General features: G+C 45.6%; 18 protein-coding genes and 2 pseudogenes. 12 read left to right on the top strand and 8 right to left on the bottom strand.

What is annotated here, in order from left to right:
* Positions 1-6: 6 nt before the first annotated feature.
* Positions 7-1,284, top strand: a complete 1,278-nt coding sequence (locus QTN95_RS10285; RefSeq protein WP_331417413.1) for an NAD(P)/FAD-dependent oxidoreductase — start codon at positions 7-9, stop codon at positions 1,282-1,284.
* Positions 1,285-1,345: 61 nt separating this feature from the next.
* Here the strand turns inward: QTN95_RS10285 and QTN95_RS10280 are convergent, their stop codons facing one another.
* From QTN95_RS10280 to hutX, 3 genes are all read right to left on the bottom strand, one after another.
* Positions 1,346-1,702: a hypothetical protein gene (locus QTN95_RS10280; protein WP_331417412.1), complete on the bottom strand. Its 357-nt coding sequence runs from the start codon at positions 1,700-1,702 to the stop codon at positions 1,346-1,348.
* Between the two features lie 70 nt (positions 1,703-1,772).
* Complete coding sequence (hutZ, locus tag QTN95_RS10275) at positions 1,773-2,303, bottom strand: heme utilization protein HutZ (protein ID WP_331417411.1); 531 nt, start codon at positions 2,301-2,303, stop codon at positions 1,773-1,775.
* 37 nt (positions 2,304-2,340) lie between these two features.
* A complete protein-coding gene (gene hutX, locus QTN95_RS10270; protein WP_331417410.1) occupies positions 2,341-2,844 on the bottom strand; it encodes a heme utilization cystosolic carrier protein HutX in 504 nt (167 codons plus the stop codon).
* 144 nt (positions 2,845-2,988) lie between these two features.
* Between hutX and QTN95_RS10265 the strand changes: the two genes are divergently transcribed.
* From QTN95_RS10265 to QTN95_RS10235, 7 genes are all read left to right on the top strand, one after another.
* Positions 2,989-3,711 (top strand): energy transducer TonB, encoded by a 723-nt coding sequence (locus QTN95_RS10265; RefSeq protein WP_331417409.1) that lies wholly within the window; start codon positions 2,989-2,991, stop codon positions 3,709-3,711.
* On the top strand, positions 3,711-4,406 hold the full coding sequence (locus QTN95_RS10260; protein WP_331417408.1) for a MotA/TolQ/ExbB proton channel family protein: 696 nt from the start codon (positions 3,711-3,713) through the stop codon (positions 4,404-4,406). Before QTN95_RS10265 ends, QTN95_RS10260 begins: the two co-directional genes overlap by 1 nt.
* Positions 4,406-4,819: an ExbD/TolR family protein gene (locus QTN95_RS10255; protein WP_331417407.1), complete on the top strand. Its 414-nt coding sequence runs from the start codon at positions 4,406-4,408 to the stop codon at positions 4,817-4,819. Before QTN95_RS10260 ends, QTN95_RS10255 begins: the two co-directional genes overlap by 1 nt.
* Before the next feature lie 11 nt (positions 4,820-4,830).
* The gene (locus QTN95_RS10250) at positions 4,831-5,676 is read left to right on the top strand and encodes a heme/hemin ABC transporter substrate-binding protein (protein ID WP_331417406.1); all 846 of its coding nucleotides are present in this window, start codon (positions 4,831-4,833) and stop codon (positions 5,674-5,676) included.
* Between the two features lie 13 nt (positions 5,677-5,689).
* Entirely contained in the window at positions 5,690-6,727 is a 1,038-nt protein-coding gene (locus QTN95_RS10245; RefSeq protein ID WP_331417405.1) for a FecCD family ABC transporter permease, read from the top strand.
* A complete protein-coding gene (locus QTN95_RS10240; protein WP_138970600.1) occupies positions 6,727-7,506 on the top strand; it encodes a heme ABC transporter ATP-binding protein in 780 nt (259 codons plus the stop codon). The genes QTN95_RS10245 and QTN95_RS10240 overlap by 1 nt, the downstream gene beginning before the upstream one ends.
* Positions 7,507-7,570: 64 nt before the next feature.
* Positions 7,571-8,314, top strand: a complete 744-nt coding sequence (locus QTN95_RS10235) for a substrate-binding periplasmic protein (RefSeq protein WP_331417404.1) — start codon at positions 7,571-7,573, stop codon at positions 8,312-8,314.
* 84 nt (positions 8,315-8,398) lie between these two features.
* Here QTN95_RS10235 and ppsR read toward each other — a convergent pair whose 3' ends face one another.
* On the bottom strand, positions 8,399-9,232 hold the full coding sequence (ppsR, locus tag QTN95_RS10230) for a posphoenolpyruvate synthetase regulatory kinase/phosphorylase PpsR (RefSeq protein WP_331417403.1): 834 nt from the start codon (positions 9,230-9,232) through the stop codon (positions 8,399-8,401).
* A 156-nt stretch (positions 9,233-9,388) separates the two neighbouring features.
* Between ppsR and ppsA the strand changes: the two genes are divergently transcribed.
* Complete coding sequence (gene ppsA, locus QTN95_RS10225) at positions 9,389-11,776, top strand: phosphoenolpyruvate synthase (RefSeq protein ID WP_331417402.1); 2,388 nt, start codon at positions 9,389-9,391, stop codon at positions 11,774-11,776.
* Positions 11,777-11,935: 159 nt separating this feature from the next.
* Here the strand turns inward: ppsA and QTN95_RS10220 are convergent, their stop codons facing one another.
* The 3 genes from QTN95_RS10220 to QTN95_RS10210 all read right to left on the bottom strand — a co-directional run bounded on the left by QTN95_RS10220 (position 11,936) and on the right by QTN95_RS10210 (position 14,392).
* Positions 11,936-13,186 carry a peptidoglycan DD-metalloendopeptidase family protein gene (locus QTN95_RS10220; protein WP_331417450.1) on the bottom strand — a complete coding sequence of 417 codons (1,251 nt, stop codon included), beginning with the start codon at positions 13,184-13,186 and terminating at the stop codon, positions 11,936-11,938.
* Between the two features lie 205 nt (positions 13,187-13,391).
* On the bottom strand, positions 13,392-13,691 hold the full coding sequence (locus QTN95_RS10215) for an isoamylase early set domain-containing protein (protein ID WP_331417401.1): 300 nt from the start codon (positions 13,689-13,691) through the stop codon (positions 13,392-13,394).
* Positions 13,692-13,780: 89 nt separating this feature from the next.
* Positions 13,781-14,392: a hypothetical protein gene (locus tag QTN95_RS10210; protein WP_331417400.1), complete on the bottom strand. Its 612-nt coding sequence runs from the start codon at positions 14,390-14,392 to the stop codon at positions 13,781-13,783.
* A 71-nt stretch (positions 14,393-14,463) separates the two neighbouring features.
* Between QTN95_RS10210 and QTN95_RS10205 the strand changes: the two are divergent.
* The 3 genes and pseudogenes from QTN95_RS10205 to QTN95_RS10195 form a co-directional block, all read left to right on the top strand.
* Positions 14,464-14,574 (top strand): annotated as a pseudogene (locus tag QTN95_RS10205) (GFA family protein); the annotation flags it as partial.
* Between the two features lie 107 nt (positions 14,575-14,681).
* Complete coding sequence (locus QTN95_RS10200; protein WP_138970573.1) at positions 14,682-15,353, top strand: YoaK family protein; 672 nt, start codon at positions 14,682-14,684, stop codon at positions 15,351-15,353.
* Between the two features lie 233 nt (positions 15,354-15,586).
* Entirely contained in the window at positions 15,587-16,957 is a 1,371-nt protein-coding gene (locus tag QTN95_RS10195) for a YjiH family protein (protein WP_331417399.1), read from the top strand.
* Positions 16,958-17,009: 52 nt separating this feature from the next.
* Here the strand turns inward: QTN95_RS10195 and QTN95_RS10190 are convergent.
* A pseudogene (locus QTN95_RS10190) lies at positions 17,010-17,148 on the bottom strand (IS4 family transposase); the annotation flags it as partial.

The raw sequence follows: 17,148 nt of genomic DNA, 5'->3' as shown, positions 1-17,148 counted from the left end.
AAAGCTATGAAAGCAAAGCACACCGACTCTTACTACGCAGCGTCAGCAAATCAACACTTTGATTTTCCTACGTTAAATGGCGCACACAAGGCGGATGTTTGTGTGGTGGGTTCAGGTATTACTGGTGCAACAGCGGCACTTGAACTTGCCAATCGTGGTTTTAAAGTCATTGTGCTTGAGGGCAAACGGGTCGGTTGGGGCGCATCAGGTCGTAGTGGCGGTCAAGCGATTTTCGGTTGGGCTTCAGAGCAAAGTACTCTCGAAAAACTGGTCGGTAAATCAGACGCACGTAAACTATGGGATATGTCCGTTGACGCTTTGGCACTCACCAAAGGCAACATAAAAAAATACAACATTGAGTGTGATTGGCGTGATGGTATGGTCCATCTAGGCGTCAAATCACGTCACGATCGCGAGCTCAAAGCGTGGCACGATGATCTCACCGAGAATTATGGCTACCAATCACTGCAACTTTGGGATCAAAAACAGACACGCGAACACATCGCAAGCGATCGTTATACTTCGGGTTTATTTGACTCTAACAGCGGCCACCTCCATCCATTAAATTATACGCTTGGTTTGGTTAAAGCCGCACAAGATGCGGGGGTTGAATTTTACGAACAGAGTGAATGTAAGAAGATTGAGCATGGCGATCCTGCCAAACTGTTTACGGCACAGGGCAGCGTTGAAGCCAACCACGTTGTTTTAGCCTGTAATGCTTATATGGATGGGTTGGAGAGCAAGTTAGAAAATCGTGTCATGCCCGTTGGCACCTATATTTGCGCGACAGAACCGCTTGGTGAAACGGTCACCAATGATCTGATGAAAAATCATATTTCAGCGTGTGATATTAACTTTGTACTCGATTACTTCCGCTGTTCAGGAGATCACCGCATGTTATTTGGTGGTAGAGTCAGTTATTCAGGCGTTGCACCTTTTAACCTTAGAAAAGCAATGCAGTCGAGAATGATTGATATCTATCCGCAGCTGAAAGACGCCAAGATTGACTTTGCTTGGGGAGGTAATGTCGCCATTACCCTCAACCGAGCACCGCATTTTGGTCGCTTAAAGCCAAATGTCTACTTTGCGCAAGGTTTTTCAGGTCACGGCATCGCAGCCACTGGTATGGCGGGAACCCTAATGGCAGAGTGCATCGCCACTACCGCCGAACGTTTTGCCATATTTGACCGAATTCCTCATCACCCATTCCCAGGTGGTCGCTTGTTCCGCACCCCTGCTCTCGTTCTGGCGATGTCCTATTTCAGAATCCGAGATATGCTATAGCCACTCTGATCGTTCGTATCGCCTCGGTGTCACGCCCTCTACATTAGGGGGCATTACTCAGTTAGTAACTGTGACTGACAAACTCCACTTCATTAACCTGATGGACACGGTTTGTGTATGAGGCTAGCGCATACATGATATTGGCGAGTAGGTTGGCGTAGCGGAACAAGATCGGATCCGGCGACTTTCTGCCTGAGTGTTCAATTGCCACCAACGCGCGAACGGAACCAATGAGGTGATATACATTCGGTTGAAGCCGCAGCAATATATCACGGCTAACGTCATCCAAATCATAAGTCAGCACTAAACCAATCCCGCTACACAGCTCGTCACTGGCGATCTCAAAGTCACACACTGGGCTATCTTCATAGATGAATGGGTAGCAGATTTCTCCGTGATCTTTGCTGACGGGGCGCATCGTAATTCCTCTCCTAAAGCAGAAAGGAGCCACTATGGCTCCTTAATTGGAATCTAAGCTATCTAAATCACTACTGGTTGGAAACCTTTTTATGGCCTTCTTCTAAATGAACAAAGTCAACAAGATCATCACCCGACACCTGATAAGCCTGACCGAAGCCTTTTACAAACAGACCTTGCTCCGCTTTTAGGTTGAACAAAACAAAATCCTGTAATTGGCTAAGGCCATCAATAATCTCACCAAATCTCTCTTTCATTTGTGCAATCACAAGATTCCATTGCTTGCTATCGCGTTCAACCACTGACGCTACCGCATCAAACGTTAAGCGTTTTCGAGCAAACAGCTGTTTCGAGTCACCCTCGTCTTCAATCATCATAATCGACACACTTGGATTGACCTGCAAATTACGTGCGTGGCGAGCAATTTCAGAGATTAAGACAAAGTAACCATCCTGATTCTGCACATAAGGGGCGTAACTCACATTCGGACGCCCATTTTCGTCGACGGTGGCGAGTTGCAATGTACGTCGCGCTTGACGAAACTCTTTAATTTCCGGTTCTAGACGACCTTGCAAACGCTCTTGTTTTACTTGTTGGTCCATTTGAGGCTCCTCAATCTGTTCTCTTTTTCTGTATTTGTTATTGGCTCAACTCGTGCTGCCAGCGTTTGAATGTCTCGACTTGAGAAGCAAACAGTTGATGTTTGTCATCACGTCCCAAATAGACTTTAAAGATATTATTACCTTGTGAGCAAAAAAATCCAAAATAATGACTTTCTCGTCCTCTAAAAGGCTTACTTACCAAAGCAATATCCTTAATATTTTCTAGCTTGAGATGACCATGTAATTCACCTTCTTTCCCCATGAGATTGTAGTAACCTCTGGCCTTTTTCCCCCTAGGAAAGGGGGCTTTGACTTCAAAAATTGAGCCAAATGAATGAACGATAGTCGTCACAGGGCCAAAACCAACCAATTGCTCCAAAACCCATTGCGCTTGTTCCCCAGAGACAAGTGTCACCATGCCATCAGGCAAAGAAGCAACAATTTGAAATTCTGATACGTTGAGTTTTTCCGCCAAATCCGCAGGCAGCAAAGCCGGCTCTTGCTCCAATAGCTGAACCACTTGTTGTTTTAATGAGGGCATACTCTTTCCATACTGTTGCTCATTTCACTGATGATTGGGATCATAAATTGTCAACAATGAGAATGCAATTGATAATTGATCTTGTTTGCATTGTAGGTAATAATCTCGCCGTAACTGAGTAGCGAGATTGGATAAGGAGATAAAGTGAACATTAAACGATACGTTGTTGCCGCAGGTCTATCTGTTGCTGTGCATGCTGCGTTAGTTGTTGTTACACAAGAACCCAAAGCCATGGCAATGCCTGCGGGCAGTCCCTCCAATTCAGTCTCTCTCAATCTAAAAATGACGGCTCCACCAAGCTCGGTTCAACCTGTTGTTGAACAAAAAGCTCAAATCAAAACGCAACCTAAGTTAGTCGAATCAAGCGCAGTTACACAAGAAAAACACTTCGCCAAGCCAAAGCCAGTGGATACCGTCAAAACTCCAGTTTCAAAGCAACAAGCTGCACAAAAAAAGCCTGTTCAAACAGCAGAGAATCGACGCGTGGCAAAGCAAGAGAAAAAGCCTCTCGCTGAGCCACAACCAGAGCAGGCGTCCGATGATGCCCTACCTCAGGACGTTAACAACGGCGTAAATTCGCAGCCCGTAATGGTCACCAAGGCGTCATTTTTGACTAAACCTGCTGCACCCAAATATCCGCGATTGGCGAAAAAGCGCCGCTTAGAAGGCGTGGTTTTGTATGAGGTCTGGCTTGATAAAAACGGCAATCAGGTTAAGCAAGTCCTAATCTCCTCTTCAGGAGCGACGATACTTGATCAGTCCGCTTTAGACGCCATCAAAACGTGGCAGTTCACACCACAATCTGTTGACGGTCAGCGAATTGCACACCGCATTCAAATCCCTGTTCGTTTTAAGTTGGACCAATAATGGAACAAATAAATCAGTTGCAACAACAGCTCGGCCTGATGACTTGGCCGCTAATTCTTTGCTCTGGGCTTACCCTAATGATCATCGCCGAGCGTATTTTCCATGTCATCCTCAGTTTAGGGGTTGGCAAACACGCTATTCGTGCTGAACTAGAGCAAATCACACCAACAGACTCTCAACAGATAGAAGCACTATCAAAGGCACTGGTTGTGCGTAGACCTCTCCTTTACAAGGGCGTCGCTATGCTACTCGCACACCACTCGTTTGATAAAACACTGCGTGAAGATGCGGCAGGTATGTGGCTACAAGAGAAGCGTCATCAACTTCAATTTGGTCTGCGTTTGCTCTCTCTAATCGGTGTGATTAGCCCTCTGATTGGGCTACTTGGTACGGTACTAGGTTTGATAGAGATGTTTAAAGGCGTTGCCGCCTCTACAGGTAACATTACGCCCAATGATCTTGCTGACGGTCTGGGAATCGCAATGCGGACAACCGCCGCAGGGTTGATTATTGCTCTGCCTGCCATCGCCGGAGCTCAATTGCTTGGGCTATGGGCAGATCGTGTTATCGCGAAGCTTGAACACACCTTGAACTACGTAAATCTGTGGCTTGAAGGACTACGCCTCGGAGAGACTTCATCCAGCAAGAGCAGCGCGAGTGAAAAAGTCTCTAAACTAGAAATTCAGGCCAACTAATGATTAAAGTCTCACAACAAGCAAACCACAACGGATTGGTACCAGACTTAACGCCCTTACTCGATATTATTTTTATCGTCATGGTGTTTTTGATGCTCACAGCAGCCGTCAAACTGGACTCCCTCGAAGTCGACCTACCTAGCGTCGATTCCCCTGCGGTTTCAGTGGTGGAAAATACCTCTCTGACCATCAATATTCTTGAACAAGCGCCCCATTGGGCCATTGATGGTAAACAGTATATCGACTGGAATAACTTCACTCTCGCCTTGCTCGAAGAGCACCGAACCAACAAACAGCCGATAGTGGTTGGTGCTGAAAAAACCGCGGATGTTCAACATTTGGTCAAATTGCTCGCTTTCTTGCAGCAAAACGGTATTCAAGCAACTCAACTACTCACGCAAGATTCTAAATAGCCGAGTCAACTATGTATAAAAATGCCTTCATTAAGCGCTTCGCCACTCTTTCCCTGCTTCTCATTGCCGCTCACTCTTTCGCCGATGAAAAAGTCATCAGTGCAGGCAGTGCAGTCACCGAACTGGTCGTGGCGCTGGGACAACAAGATAAGCTCGTTGCGGTTGATGTCACAAGTGAACTTCCAACCAATTTATCGTTAGCAAATATAGGTTATCACCGACAACTATCAGCAGAAGGTCTGCTTGCACTCGGTGCAACTCGTTTAATCGGTTCTGACGAGATGGGACCAGACACGACATTAAACCAACTTCGTGCAGCAGGGGTGACGGTGGATATTGTTAACACAAAACCAACCGCTGAGGGTCTGCTGCAGCGCGTAGACCAAATTGCTTCTTTACTCGATGCTCAGCAACAAGCCTCAAACTTGAAGCAAAGTATCACTAAACAGATCCATACGTTGCAAGCCAACAAAAACAATCAAGTTTCAGCGAAAAAAGTCCTGTTCTTGCTCATTCATGAAGGGCGCCCCGCCAATGTCGCTGGCCGAGATACCACGCCAAATGCAATCATAGAGTTAGCGGGAGCTCGCAATCCTGCAGCGGAGAGTGTGACGTCATACAAACCTCTTTCAACGGAAGCCCTTGTAGAGATGCAACCGGATGTGATTCTAGTCAGTGGACGTAGCTACAAACAGTTAGGGGGGGTGGAAGCCATTCTCGCCAGTATGCCTATGCTGGCAGCAACACCCGCTGGACAAAATGGACAAATAATTCAAATTGATGGTCGTGCTTTGGTTGGGGGACTTGGGTTGAAGAGTCTTTCAGAAGCCGAGCGGCTAAGTACAATATTGAGATAAGAGCACTACAACCATGTTTCTTCGTCGACTGGGTAATACGACAATTTGGGCACTGGGTGGACTTACACTGTTTGTGACTACCATCAGTTCAGTGACCGTGGGGCCAATGCATATTGGCTTTTGGCAAAGTGTTCAAAGCCTGATGTTCCAATCGCGAGATCTCGCTCCTCACATCAATCTCGTCATTCATGAAATCCGTTTTCCACGCACACTTCTGTGTATGTTAGTGGGAGCGATTCTGGCACTGTGTGGCAGCGTCATGCAGGGGCTATTTCGCAATCCACTTGCCGAACCCGGAATAATTGGTGTTTCGGCAGGGGCCTCCCTCGGCGCCGCGACTGCGATAGTCCTGTTCTCAAGCATCAGTCACAATAACCCTCAATTTATGAACTTAGCGGCCGTCCCACTGTTCGCTTTTCTGGGTGGAGCACTAACAACGGTGTTGGTCTACAGGTTAGGCACAACCAAGATGGGAACCTCTGTCACCATCATGCTACTAGCAGGAGTGGCTATCAGTGCGCTTTCAGGAGCTGGAATTGGTTACATGAGCTTTGTCGCTGACGATCAGATGCTACGTGATCTCTCCTTATGGTCGATGGGGTCTATGGCGGGGGCAAACTGGTCTAGCATTCTGCTGTGTGCGACCACGCTGACTTTACTGATGGCGGTGTTCACTTATAAAGCGATGGCACTCAATGCTCTACTGCTTGGTGAGGCAGAGGCCGCACACCTTGGGATTCCTGTACAAAAACTAAAGCGCCAACTGATTCTGCTTAGCGCGATCGGTGTTGGTGTGACTGTCAGTGTATCTGGCATGATCGGCTTTATTGGTTTGGTGATTCCTCACTTGGGTAGGATGATCTCAGGGCCTGATCATCGAACCTTATTGCCGCTTTCTGCATTAATGGGCGCACTGCTACTCACTCTAGCCGATATGTTTTCTCGAGTGGCCGTTGCCCCCGCTGAACTGCCTGTCGGCATTGTGACTGCCCTTATCGGCGCTCCTTTCTTTATCTATCTTCTCTTCAAGCAAAAAGGGGCAATCCTATGATCAATGACATCGTGTTGTCTGCCCAACAAGTTTCTATGTCGTATGGTCAACGTAAAGTGCTCGATAATATCAGTATCGATATCCGAGCCGGAGAAGTTACCACGCTTTTGGGACCCAATGGGGCGGGTAAAAGCAGTTTACTCAAATTGCTGTGTGGGGAGATCCCATCACGATGCAATATAAGCTATTTTGGACGGAGTAAAGAGCAGTGGCAGCCAGGTGATTTGGCACAGCACTTAGGTATGCTACCTCAACACAGTACACTCAGTTTTCCATTTTTGGTTCACGAGGTTGTTGAGCTTGGTGGGATCCCGCTGAATCTACCAAATAAGCAAGTAAAACTGTTGGCGCAAAAATATATGGAGATGACCGATGTTGGTCATCTAAGCGAACGTCTCTACCCTTCTTTATCGGGTGGCGAAAAGCAACGTGTCCACTTAGCTCGAGTATTGGTTCAACTCGCACATTCAGAGCGCGAAAAAATCCTGATGCTTGATGAGCCGACCTCGGCATTGGATTTGGCCCACCAGCACAACACGTTAAAAATTGCCCGCAGACTGGCAGATGAACATTGTGCCGTAGTAGTGGTTTTGCATGATTTAAACTTAGCTGCACAATATTCAGATCGTCTGGTTGTTTTGCATCAGGGAAAAATTGCATGTGATGAAGCACCTTGGCATGCACTAGATGTCGATTTGATTAAGCAAGTCTATGGCTACGACGCTCTTATCACGTCACACCCAACACTAGACTTTCCATTGATTTTTCCTGCATCCTAATCTGGTTCGATAGGTTAGAAAACCTTAGCTATACTCAGGTTATTGCGCTTGAGGAAATTGTATAATGCTTCGGTTTACTGACATCATTATCGCCTGTGTCATCACGTTTGTGAGCTTCGCTAGTTACGCTCACAACACTGAATTGACCCATGTAAGAGTCTGTGGTGATGCAATTGACTGGTCCCCTTATACTTACGTTGTAAATGATGCCGCTTACGGTTCCGATGTTGTCATTCTCGATAGGGTGTTAGTTCAAAATGGCGTTAGCTATGACATCACAATGACCTCTTGGTCTCGATGCTTGAGGGGGACCAAAAGTGGAGAATTTGACTTAGCGCTTAGTGCCTCATTCAGCGATACCCGAACCAAGGACTTTCTCTACACAGAGTGGTACTACAGCATAACCCCATACTATATCTACTCTTCCACTCGATTTCCGCAGGGTCTAGAGATAACCAGTGTGCAAGACCTATCCGCTTACAAAGTATGTGGTAACCATGGCTACAATTACGCTGACTTTGAACTTAATAATATTGTCCGTGAAGGAAACTCGGTTAAGGACGTCCTCACCAAACTAAGACAAGGTGAATGTGAAGTTTATTTAAACTGGCTGGAAATCATTGATGGTTTAAAATCGGTGTGGGGGATCGAATACATTACTGATGACTTAGTAGCTAAAGCGATACCCAACATGCCCCCACACAAGTTCTATATGCTGATTTCGAAACAATTTCCCGCACAAACCAAACTCAAACAGGTGCTTGATAACTATTTAATCAGTTTACAAGGCAACCAGACTGCACCATAGCCGAGCACCAATGACAAAACGATGAGAATATCAAAAGCACGGTCATCGGCATGGTCCATAGTCCTCGGCCATCATTTTTGACAATTACAGAAGGCGACGACGTAGTCCTGAACGCTCTAGAACACGGGTCGAGATCTCTTCTACCGATAAAGAAGAGGTATTGATATAAGGAATCGCTTCGCGACGAAATAGCGCCTCAACGGTTTGCAGTTCATGTAAACACTGTTCGTTACTCGCATAGTCACTTCCTGCTAGACGGTTTTCTCGAATCTCTGTCAATCGTTCAGGATTGATAGTCAAACCAAACAACTTATGACGATGAATTGCAAATTCAGGCAGTAATCTTAAGCGTTTCAAATCATCATCAATAAATGGATAGTTAACGACTCGCAGGCCAAACTGCATCGCCATATAAAGGCTGGTTGGCGTTTTACCACTGCGCGATACGCCAAGTAAGATGATATCCGCCTCTTCAAGCCCTTTCAGGGTAATCCCATCATCATGAGCCAAGGTGTATTCAATAGCGGCTATGCGGTCAAAGTATTTGTCCGAATCCTTACTGACGCTGCGAGAACGTTGTAATTTGGGTTTTGGCTTCATCTGAGTATCGTCTTGAACTCGCTGGACAATACTCTCCAACACATCGTAACCGTAAGAGTTAGAGGCCAATAATTTGTTGCGCAATTCAGGTATCACCATGGAAAAAAACACCAAGGGTTTAACGCCTTTTTTTTGGTAAGACGCTTCAATCTCTTTGAGCAATTCCGTCAACTTATCTTCACTTTCGACAAACGGAAACGTTTTCTCGTTCACTTGGAAAGGAAATTGTCCCAGAACAACGTGCCCTAACGTTTCACATGTTATCGCGGTTCCATCAGAAACATAGAATACATCACGACTTTGAATATCAATTTGCATTTTATTTTAAACTTTCAAATTCTTTTGAGTAGGATAGTCGCCATAATATCGATAATAAAGCCCGGCTTGCTGTTACGCCCCCCACAGCTTTAGAAATTCATAGCGAATTTTTTTCAGCCTTGACGTAATCGTTTGCCTACTCCCTACAAAGCTGCAATGTTTCTGGAGAAAGACATGCAAAACAACACCCTCTGGTTCGATGGCCTATCGATGGAAGATGTCGACAAAGTCGGCGGTAAAAATGCCTCGCTTGGTGAAATGGTTTCTAACCTTGCTAATGCTGGCGTTTCAGTACCCAATGGATTTGCGACAACTTCCTACGCGTTTAACCAGTTCTTAGATTATGAAGGACTGGATGACCGCATTCATCAACTGCTTGATGAACTAGACGTTGATGATGTAGAAGCCCTGCGCAAGACAGGTGCCACCATCCGTCAATGGGTTTTAGAAGCCCCCTTCCCTGCTGATCTAGAGCAGGATATACGTGATAACTACCATGAACTAATTGCTGGCAATGAAGAACTTTCTGTTGCGGTTCGTTCTTCGGCAACAGCAGAAGATCTACCTGACGCTTCATTTGCGGGTCAGCAGGAAACCTTCCTCAACGTTAAAGGCATTGAGGCGGTTTTAGAAGCAACTAAACATGTTTACGCGTCATTATTTAATGATCGTGCAATCTCTTACCGCGTTCACCAAGGTTTTGACCATCGAGGCATCTCGCTATCAGCGGGTATTCAACGCATGGTTCGTTCAGACAAAGCCTCTTCGGGTGTAATGTTTACTCTCGATACGGAATCAGGTTTCGACCAAGTCGTCTTCATCACCTCTTCATGGGGTCTGGGCGAAATGGTCGTACAGGGCGCAGTTAACCCAGATGAGTTTTACGTTCACAAGCCGATGCTGGAAGCGGGTCAACAAGCCATTGTGAAAAAGACGTTTGGCTTAAAGCTGATCAAAATGATCTACTCGACTAACCAAGAAATTGGAAAACAAGTTGAGATCATCGATACCAGCGAACAGGAGCAAAACCAGTTTTCTCTGAGTGATGAAGAGATCAAAGAACTGGCCAAGCAAGCGATGATCATTGAAAAGCACTACCAACGTCCAATGGATATCGAGTGGGCTAAAGATGGCATCGACGGCAAGCTATACATTGTTCAAGCACGCCCAGAAACCGTATGTTCGCAAAATGAGCAAAATGTGATTGAGCGCTACGAACTCAACAACAAAGCACAAGTGCTTATCGAAGGTCGTGCAATCGGTCAACGGATTGGCGCAGGCTCCGTTCGACTTGTCGATTCACTCGACCAAATGTCGTTAGTACAAGAAGGTGACGTGCTGGTTACTGACATGACCGACCCAGACTGGGAACCGGTGATGAAGAAAGCCTCAGCTATTGTCACTAACCGCGGTGGCCGTACCTGTCACGCTGCTATCATCGCGCGTGAACTCGGTATTCCGGCTATTGTTGGGTGTGGTAACGCAACGAGTGCTCTCACTGATGGTTCTACCGTCACCGTATCTTGTGCAGAAGGTGAAACAGGTTATGTCTACCAAGGTGAGCTAGCGTTCGAAATCAAGCGCTCTTCTGTGGATGAATTGCCAATGCTGCCGACCAAAGTGATGATGAACGTTGGTAACCCAGATCGTGCATTCGATTTTGCGCAGATTCCTAACGAAGGTGTCGGTCTGGCTCGTCTAGAATTCATCATCAACAAGATGATCGGAATTCACCCGAAAGCACTGCTCAACTTTGATGCACAGAGCGACGAATTGAAAACCGAGATCACCCAACGAATTCGTGGCTACAAAGATCCTATCGACTTCTATGTAAGCAAACTGACTGAAGGTATCGCGACAATCGCAGCGGCTTTCTGGCCTCAACGTGTTATCGTTCGTATGTCTGACTTCAAGTCGAACGAATACAGCAACCTAGTTGGTGGACAAAGTTACGAACCTCATGAGGAGAACCCTATGTTAGGTTTCCGTGGCGCTTCACGCTATATCTCTCCAGTCTTTGAAGACTGCTTCGAGTTAGAGACACAAGCGATTAAGCGTGTTCGTAACGAAATGGGGCTGAAGAACGTAGAAATCATGATCCCATTCGTGCGCACGCCAAGCGAAGCGGCTTCGGTAATCGACTTGCTGGCTAAATTTGACTTACGCCGTGGCGATCAGGGTCTGAAAGTGATCATGATGTGCGAACTGCCATCCAACGCGATTTTGGCAGACGAATTCTTGAAGTACTTCGATGGTTTCTCTATCGGTTCCAACGACATGACTCAGCTTACACTTGGCCTTGACCGTGATTCAGGCGATGTTGCTCACCTATTTGATGAACGTAACCCGGCGGTAAAAGCGATGCTTAAAATGGCGATTGACGCGGCCACGAAAGCGGGTAAATACGTCGGCATTTGTGGGCAAGGACCATCAGATCACGAAGACTTAGCCGAATGGTTAATGGAGCAAGGCATCAGCTCAGTATCCCTCAACCCAGATACGGTTATCGATACTTGGCTACAGCTTGGAAAAGCCAACAAGTAATCGTTCGTAAATGTTAAAAGGCTTCCCGTGGGAAGCCTTTTTATATTCGGGTACAACTAGAACTTGTAACCGCCGCCAATCATAAATACCCATGGGTCGATGTGTAGCCAAGAGTCAAACCGAGTTGCACGTTTGAGTCTACGGAAAAGGAGCTTCTTGTTATGTGGTAGTCTTCAATGGAGGCTCACTTGCCAACTCGATTTCTCTTTGTTTAAGCATCGCATCCCACTCATCTCGTCTGGCTTTAAAACTCGCCATCTGATTTTTCGGCACTGAATTCGCCATGGGGATGTTTGCTTTCATCGCATTTACTGGTCGGCCACGATCAATCAATTCGTAGTGAATATGTGGACCCGTCACTCGACCTGTCGCCCCTGATAAGCCAATTCGTTGCCCACGAGACACCTTCTGACCTTTACGTACGAGAATTTTACTCAAGTGTAGGTAACGAGTTTTGTAACGACTGCCGTGCTGAATAACAACATAATTACCCGCATAAGGGTGTTTACGCGTCATCACCACCACACCATCTCCCGTCGACACAATCGGTGTACCAATAGGTACGGCCCAGTCGGTACCATTGTGAGGAGAGACTCGCCCTGTCACTGGGTGCTTACGATTAGGGTTAAATTGAGAACTTAATCGGTAACGCCCAGTAATTGGTTCGCGTTGGAAAGCTCTCTGTAGGCTATCACCATTGAAATCATAATACTGACCATCACTATGCAGATAAGCCGAAAGCACACGCCCGCGGTTGTAGATTCTGATAGCCTGGATTTCGCGATTTCCCGTCAGTTGCTCATCGACGAATTGGCGTGATTGGACAACTTCAAACTTATCTCCTGCACGTAAATCACGCGCGAAGTTTACTTTGTCTTTAAGTAGATTCACGACCTGTTCAATCTCACTCTTACCCAAGCCAAGGGCATTGACTGACTGAGAAAAACTGCCGTTGATTTCACCTACTAATGCAAAAGACTTCCACTCACCTGGAATTTTTACATCCGTGAACTCGTATTCACCATCATCAACTCGTGTATAAACTGCACGCTCAACCAAGCTGAACTCTAGCTCCATTTTTGCCAGATGCTTACTCTCCTCGTCTCGCCAGAAACGTAAGGTGTTTCCGGGTTTGAGCGTATCCAGAGCAAGATAGTTGAGGTCGGTTTCCATGATTTTCATCAGTTCGCTGTAACCAAAGCCTAACTGATTAAATATGCTACTCAAGTTATCACCAGCTTGAATAACATACTCGTAATCCGGCACATCACGTGCAATATCCGTATCGATCAGCAAGCGATCAACCAAAGTTGACTCAGGTAGGGAGAGATCAATGGTGCGTTGGTATCGACCATGTTGCGAAGTACTTGCTACCGCAATTGCCGCGAGGATCGGCAAACTCAATACCATCAGCTTTTTCGGCCTCGATAGCTCTTGGAAGCGAGACTTCAAACTTCTAGTTTGCACAATTTGACCTATTAATCGAAATAAACAAAGGCCTAAGAGTACAAATTTGTCTCAGGCTTGTCACCTGTCAATTGTCAGGTTTACAACAAAAGGCGCGCTATGCGCCTTGTTGTTTTTTTGTACAAAACTTATTTTTTCCTGTCAGAACTTACTGATAAGTAGAAATTAGCCCGTTATCTTCACCGAAACCATTTGGACGATAAAGATCAGCAGCAGGATCGTTCACCCACCTTTCTTCATCGATCAAATACCGAAACTCGAATTCTTGGTCTTTAGGTAGACGAGTTTTGAATTTATATGACTTAGATTTGGCCACTTTTTTCATGGCGAGCGGCTGCCAATCAAGAAAATCCGCGACAATCGCCACACTATGCCCAACCTCATCCGCCGTAAACTCAAAAGTTACTTCAACTTCATCCTTGGTTTTAAAGAAACGCTTATTGATCATATATCACTCCATTAACACAATTAAAATCCATCTCATAACGGGTTAGGCAGTTCAATGTCTTTGATAGCACGCTTAACAAATTGATTGGTTTAGCGCAGTTCTAAGCTATCTTGCTCAGTTAACTTGAAAAGTATAGTGGTTATTTGTGACGGTTCCTCAGCCATAGACTGATTCGCTTCACGTTCCAATAGCTTAATAGTAATCAATCTATCAACAACGGAGATTTCAGCCACTTTAATTCGATCACCTAACAATGCTCCGCCGTTGATGATCATGCGTTGTCTAAACTCGTCATACTTTGAAATTGCAAGATAATAGAACACCCCTGACCCCTGATTGCTAACCGCAAGAATCACAGCATAGGTGGTGTCATTTAACTTAACGATTTGTTCTGTGTTTATCGCAACGCGACCTCGGACTGGGCCATCCTCATAACTACCTGCCGCGATTGGTCGATGTTCTAGATCTTCTATGAAGGTAAACGCATTGCTGTCAGGCACTTTGACTGTCCATGGATTGGTTGTCTTAATGCCAAAAACTTGCGCCATAATGGCATTATTTTTCGGCCCTTGATTGGGAAATTTGGCTAGAATTTCTTCATCTGTAAGGCTGAAACGATAGATGCCTGCAACCGTGACTATAATTAGCAATACAACAGGAATCAAAAGGATGAGGGGAATCGGTAATAAGCGTTTTTTCATCGGGTTATCAATTTTATTGGAATCATAGAATAATCAAACAGCATGTTAGCAGGCTACCGCAAGGAGATAAAATGGAACAACAGCATAAAATTAGAATAACTGACTGTAGCTGTGGTCAAGTTAATTTGGTTTGTCGTGGAGAACCTGAGCGTAGTTCAGTTTGTCATTGTTTTGAATGCCAGATGGAACGCTATCTTTAGTTATCTTTGATCAACTTTTGACTTCGATTTTTCCTATCGACAAACGCGAACTCGCTCTATAATTGCGCCTTAGATCTAAGGAGCAACTTTTGATTTCCAAACTTCCACGCTGGGTAGAATATGGAGCGTTTCTACTCGCCTTACTCGCAGGCATTGTAAACGCAATAGGATTGCTAGGTTTTCAACATCAGGCTGTATCGCATATTTCTGGTACCGTCACCCTGCTTGGCACCTCAATCGAAGCCTTTGATCAGCAAACAGGCCACCTTTTACTTATCTTACTGAGCTTTCTGATTGGCGCGGTGCTAAGTGGTATTTTTATTGAGAGTACGGCACTCAAACTCGGGCGACGCTATGGCGTGGCACTCTGCTTTGAAAGCTTGCTGCTTTTTGGCGCTTACATTCTGTTGCAAGAAAACATCACCGCAGGGCAATACTTAGCTTCCGCTGCTTGTGGTTTACAAAACGCGATGATCACAACGTTTAGCGGAGCAGTGGTACGCACGACGCACATGACTGGCATCATCACTGACCTTGGCATCATGATTGGCGCGAAGCTTCGGGGTGAATCATTCGATTATCGCAAAGCGAAACTCTTCATGTTTATCTTCTGTGGATTTTTATCCGGTGGCATCATCGGTGCCAAGCTGTTCGCATATTATGCAATCGGTGCTCTTGCTGCTCCAATCATACTGGCTCTATGCCTTGCAATAGCTTACTGGGTCTTCATTTCAAGCCATCCAACTCGAGCTCAACCCTAACTGGCACTTGAAACATTAGAGTAAACAATTTAACATCCACGACACATTTAGCCACCAACGGTAAAATCATTGACATTTTTCGTTGAATATTTAGCGATTTTTATTGAATAGTATTGCAGGAACTATGGAAAGCCATTAACCTTGCTCAGATTTGATAATATATGGATGTTTAGTGAATAACTATGCCAACAAGGTTGGTTTAGGTATTACACTAGTTGTAACTCGAGAAACTTATGCAAGACAGCGCACAAACGATGAAGCAAGTGAATAGTAAAGGCAATTTTTGGATGTTTTTTATTCCATCCCTACTTGGCCTTTTTGTTTTTATGGCACCGATTAGCTATCAGGGTGATATTACCATCCCTGTGGCTGTATTAGCTAAATCCATCCAAGCCGTATTTGGCGATTACTTAGTTGCTATGGTCACAACGATCATCGCATTTATGGCTGCAGCCTCAGCTTTATGTCGAATTAAGACACCCGCTTTTATTGCCAAGAGTAATTTCTTAAACAGCTTGTTTAACCCAAGCCCATTGTGGCTGGCGGTACGCTTGATTGGCGGTGCAGCTGTTGTAATGACGTTTTTCCAAACTGGTCCTAAAGCAATTTGGGAAGAGAACACTGGCGGCTTAGTACTTGAAGGTTTGCTTCCTACTCTATTTTCAGTGTTCATTTTCGCAGGCTTACTCCTTCCTCTACTTCTTAATTTTGGCTTGTTAGAGCTATTCGGTACTCTTCTTAGCAAAGTTATGCGTCCAGTGTTCAACCTACCGGGTCGCAGTGCTATCGACTGTATGGCTTCATGGCTAGGCGATGGTTCAGTAGGTATTCTTCTGACCAGCAAGCAGTACGAAAACAAATTCTACACCCAACGCGAAGCGGCAGTTGTAGGTACAACTTTTTCTGCGGTTTCCATTACCTTTAGCCTTGTTGTTATTGCTCAAGTGGAGTTGGAACATCTGTTCTTGCCTTTCTATGGCGCTATCTGTTTGGCTGGTATCATCGCAGCAGTGATCATCCCTCGCCTTCCACCACTTAGCTACAAAAAAGATGCCTTCATCGATGGCTCTAAGCCAAGTGAAGATGCAGATGAAATCCCAGAAGGTCACACAAGTTTTTCTTGGGGTATGGAACTGGCACTTAACAAAGCGAGCCAAGTTAAGTCGGTTAAAAGTGTATTCCAAGAAGGCGTCCACAATGCTATCGATATGGTATTTGGCGTACTGCCTGTTGTTATGGGCTTGGGCACTATCGCGCTAATTATCGCTGAATACACTTCGGTATTTAGCTTCTTAGGCCAACCTTTTATCCCATTCCTTGAGCTACTCGGTATTCCTGAAGCAGCCGCGGCATCCGAAACCATGGTCGTAGGCTTTGCTGACATGTTTATCCCTGCAATCCTAGCAGCATCAATAGACAACGAGATGACTCGATTTGTTATCGCAGCGATGTCTGTTACTCAGTTAATTTACATGTCTGAAGTGGGTGCTCTGCTGTTAGGTAGCCGTATCCCTGTGAATATCTTTGAGCTGTTCGCAATCTTCATTTTGCGCACTCTTATCACATTACCTGTTATTGCAGCGGTTGCTCACCTGATTTTCTAATCCGCACCGTTTCTGTCGTAATGAACAAAGCCCCTTTTAGGGTTAACTCCTATCACTTAACGTGTTTGGAACGAACTGGATAGCGAGTCTTATTCATACGAACGGTCCTTGATTTGGGCCGTTTTTTTCGCTCTGGCAGAATGTAGCGCTTCACTCGCTCTCGCATCGCCCTTAACTTTTTGGGGATCGAA

Origin of the sequence: Vibrio sp. M260112 (assembly GCF_036533775.1) — a bacterium.
Lineage (GTDB): Bacteria > Pseudomonadota > Gammaproteobacteria > Enterobacterales > Vibrionaceae > Vibrio.
Note: the sequence above shows the minus strand (reverse complement) of the source record. Positions and strands in the feature narration are given on the sequence as shown.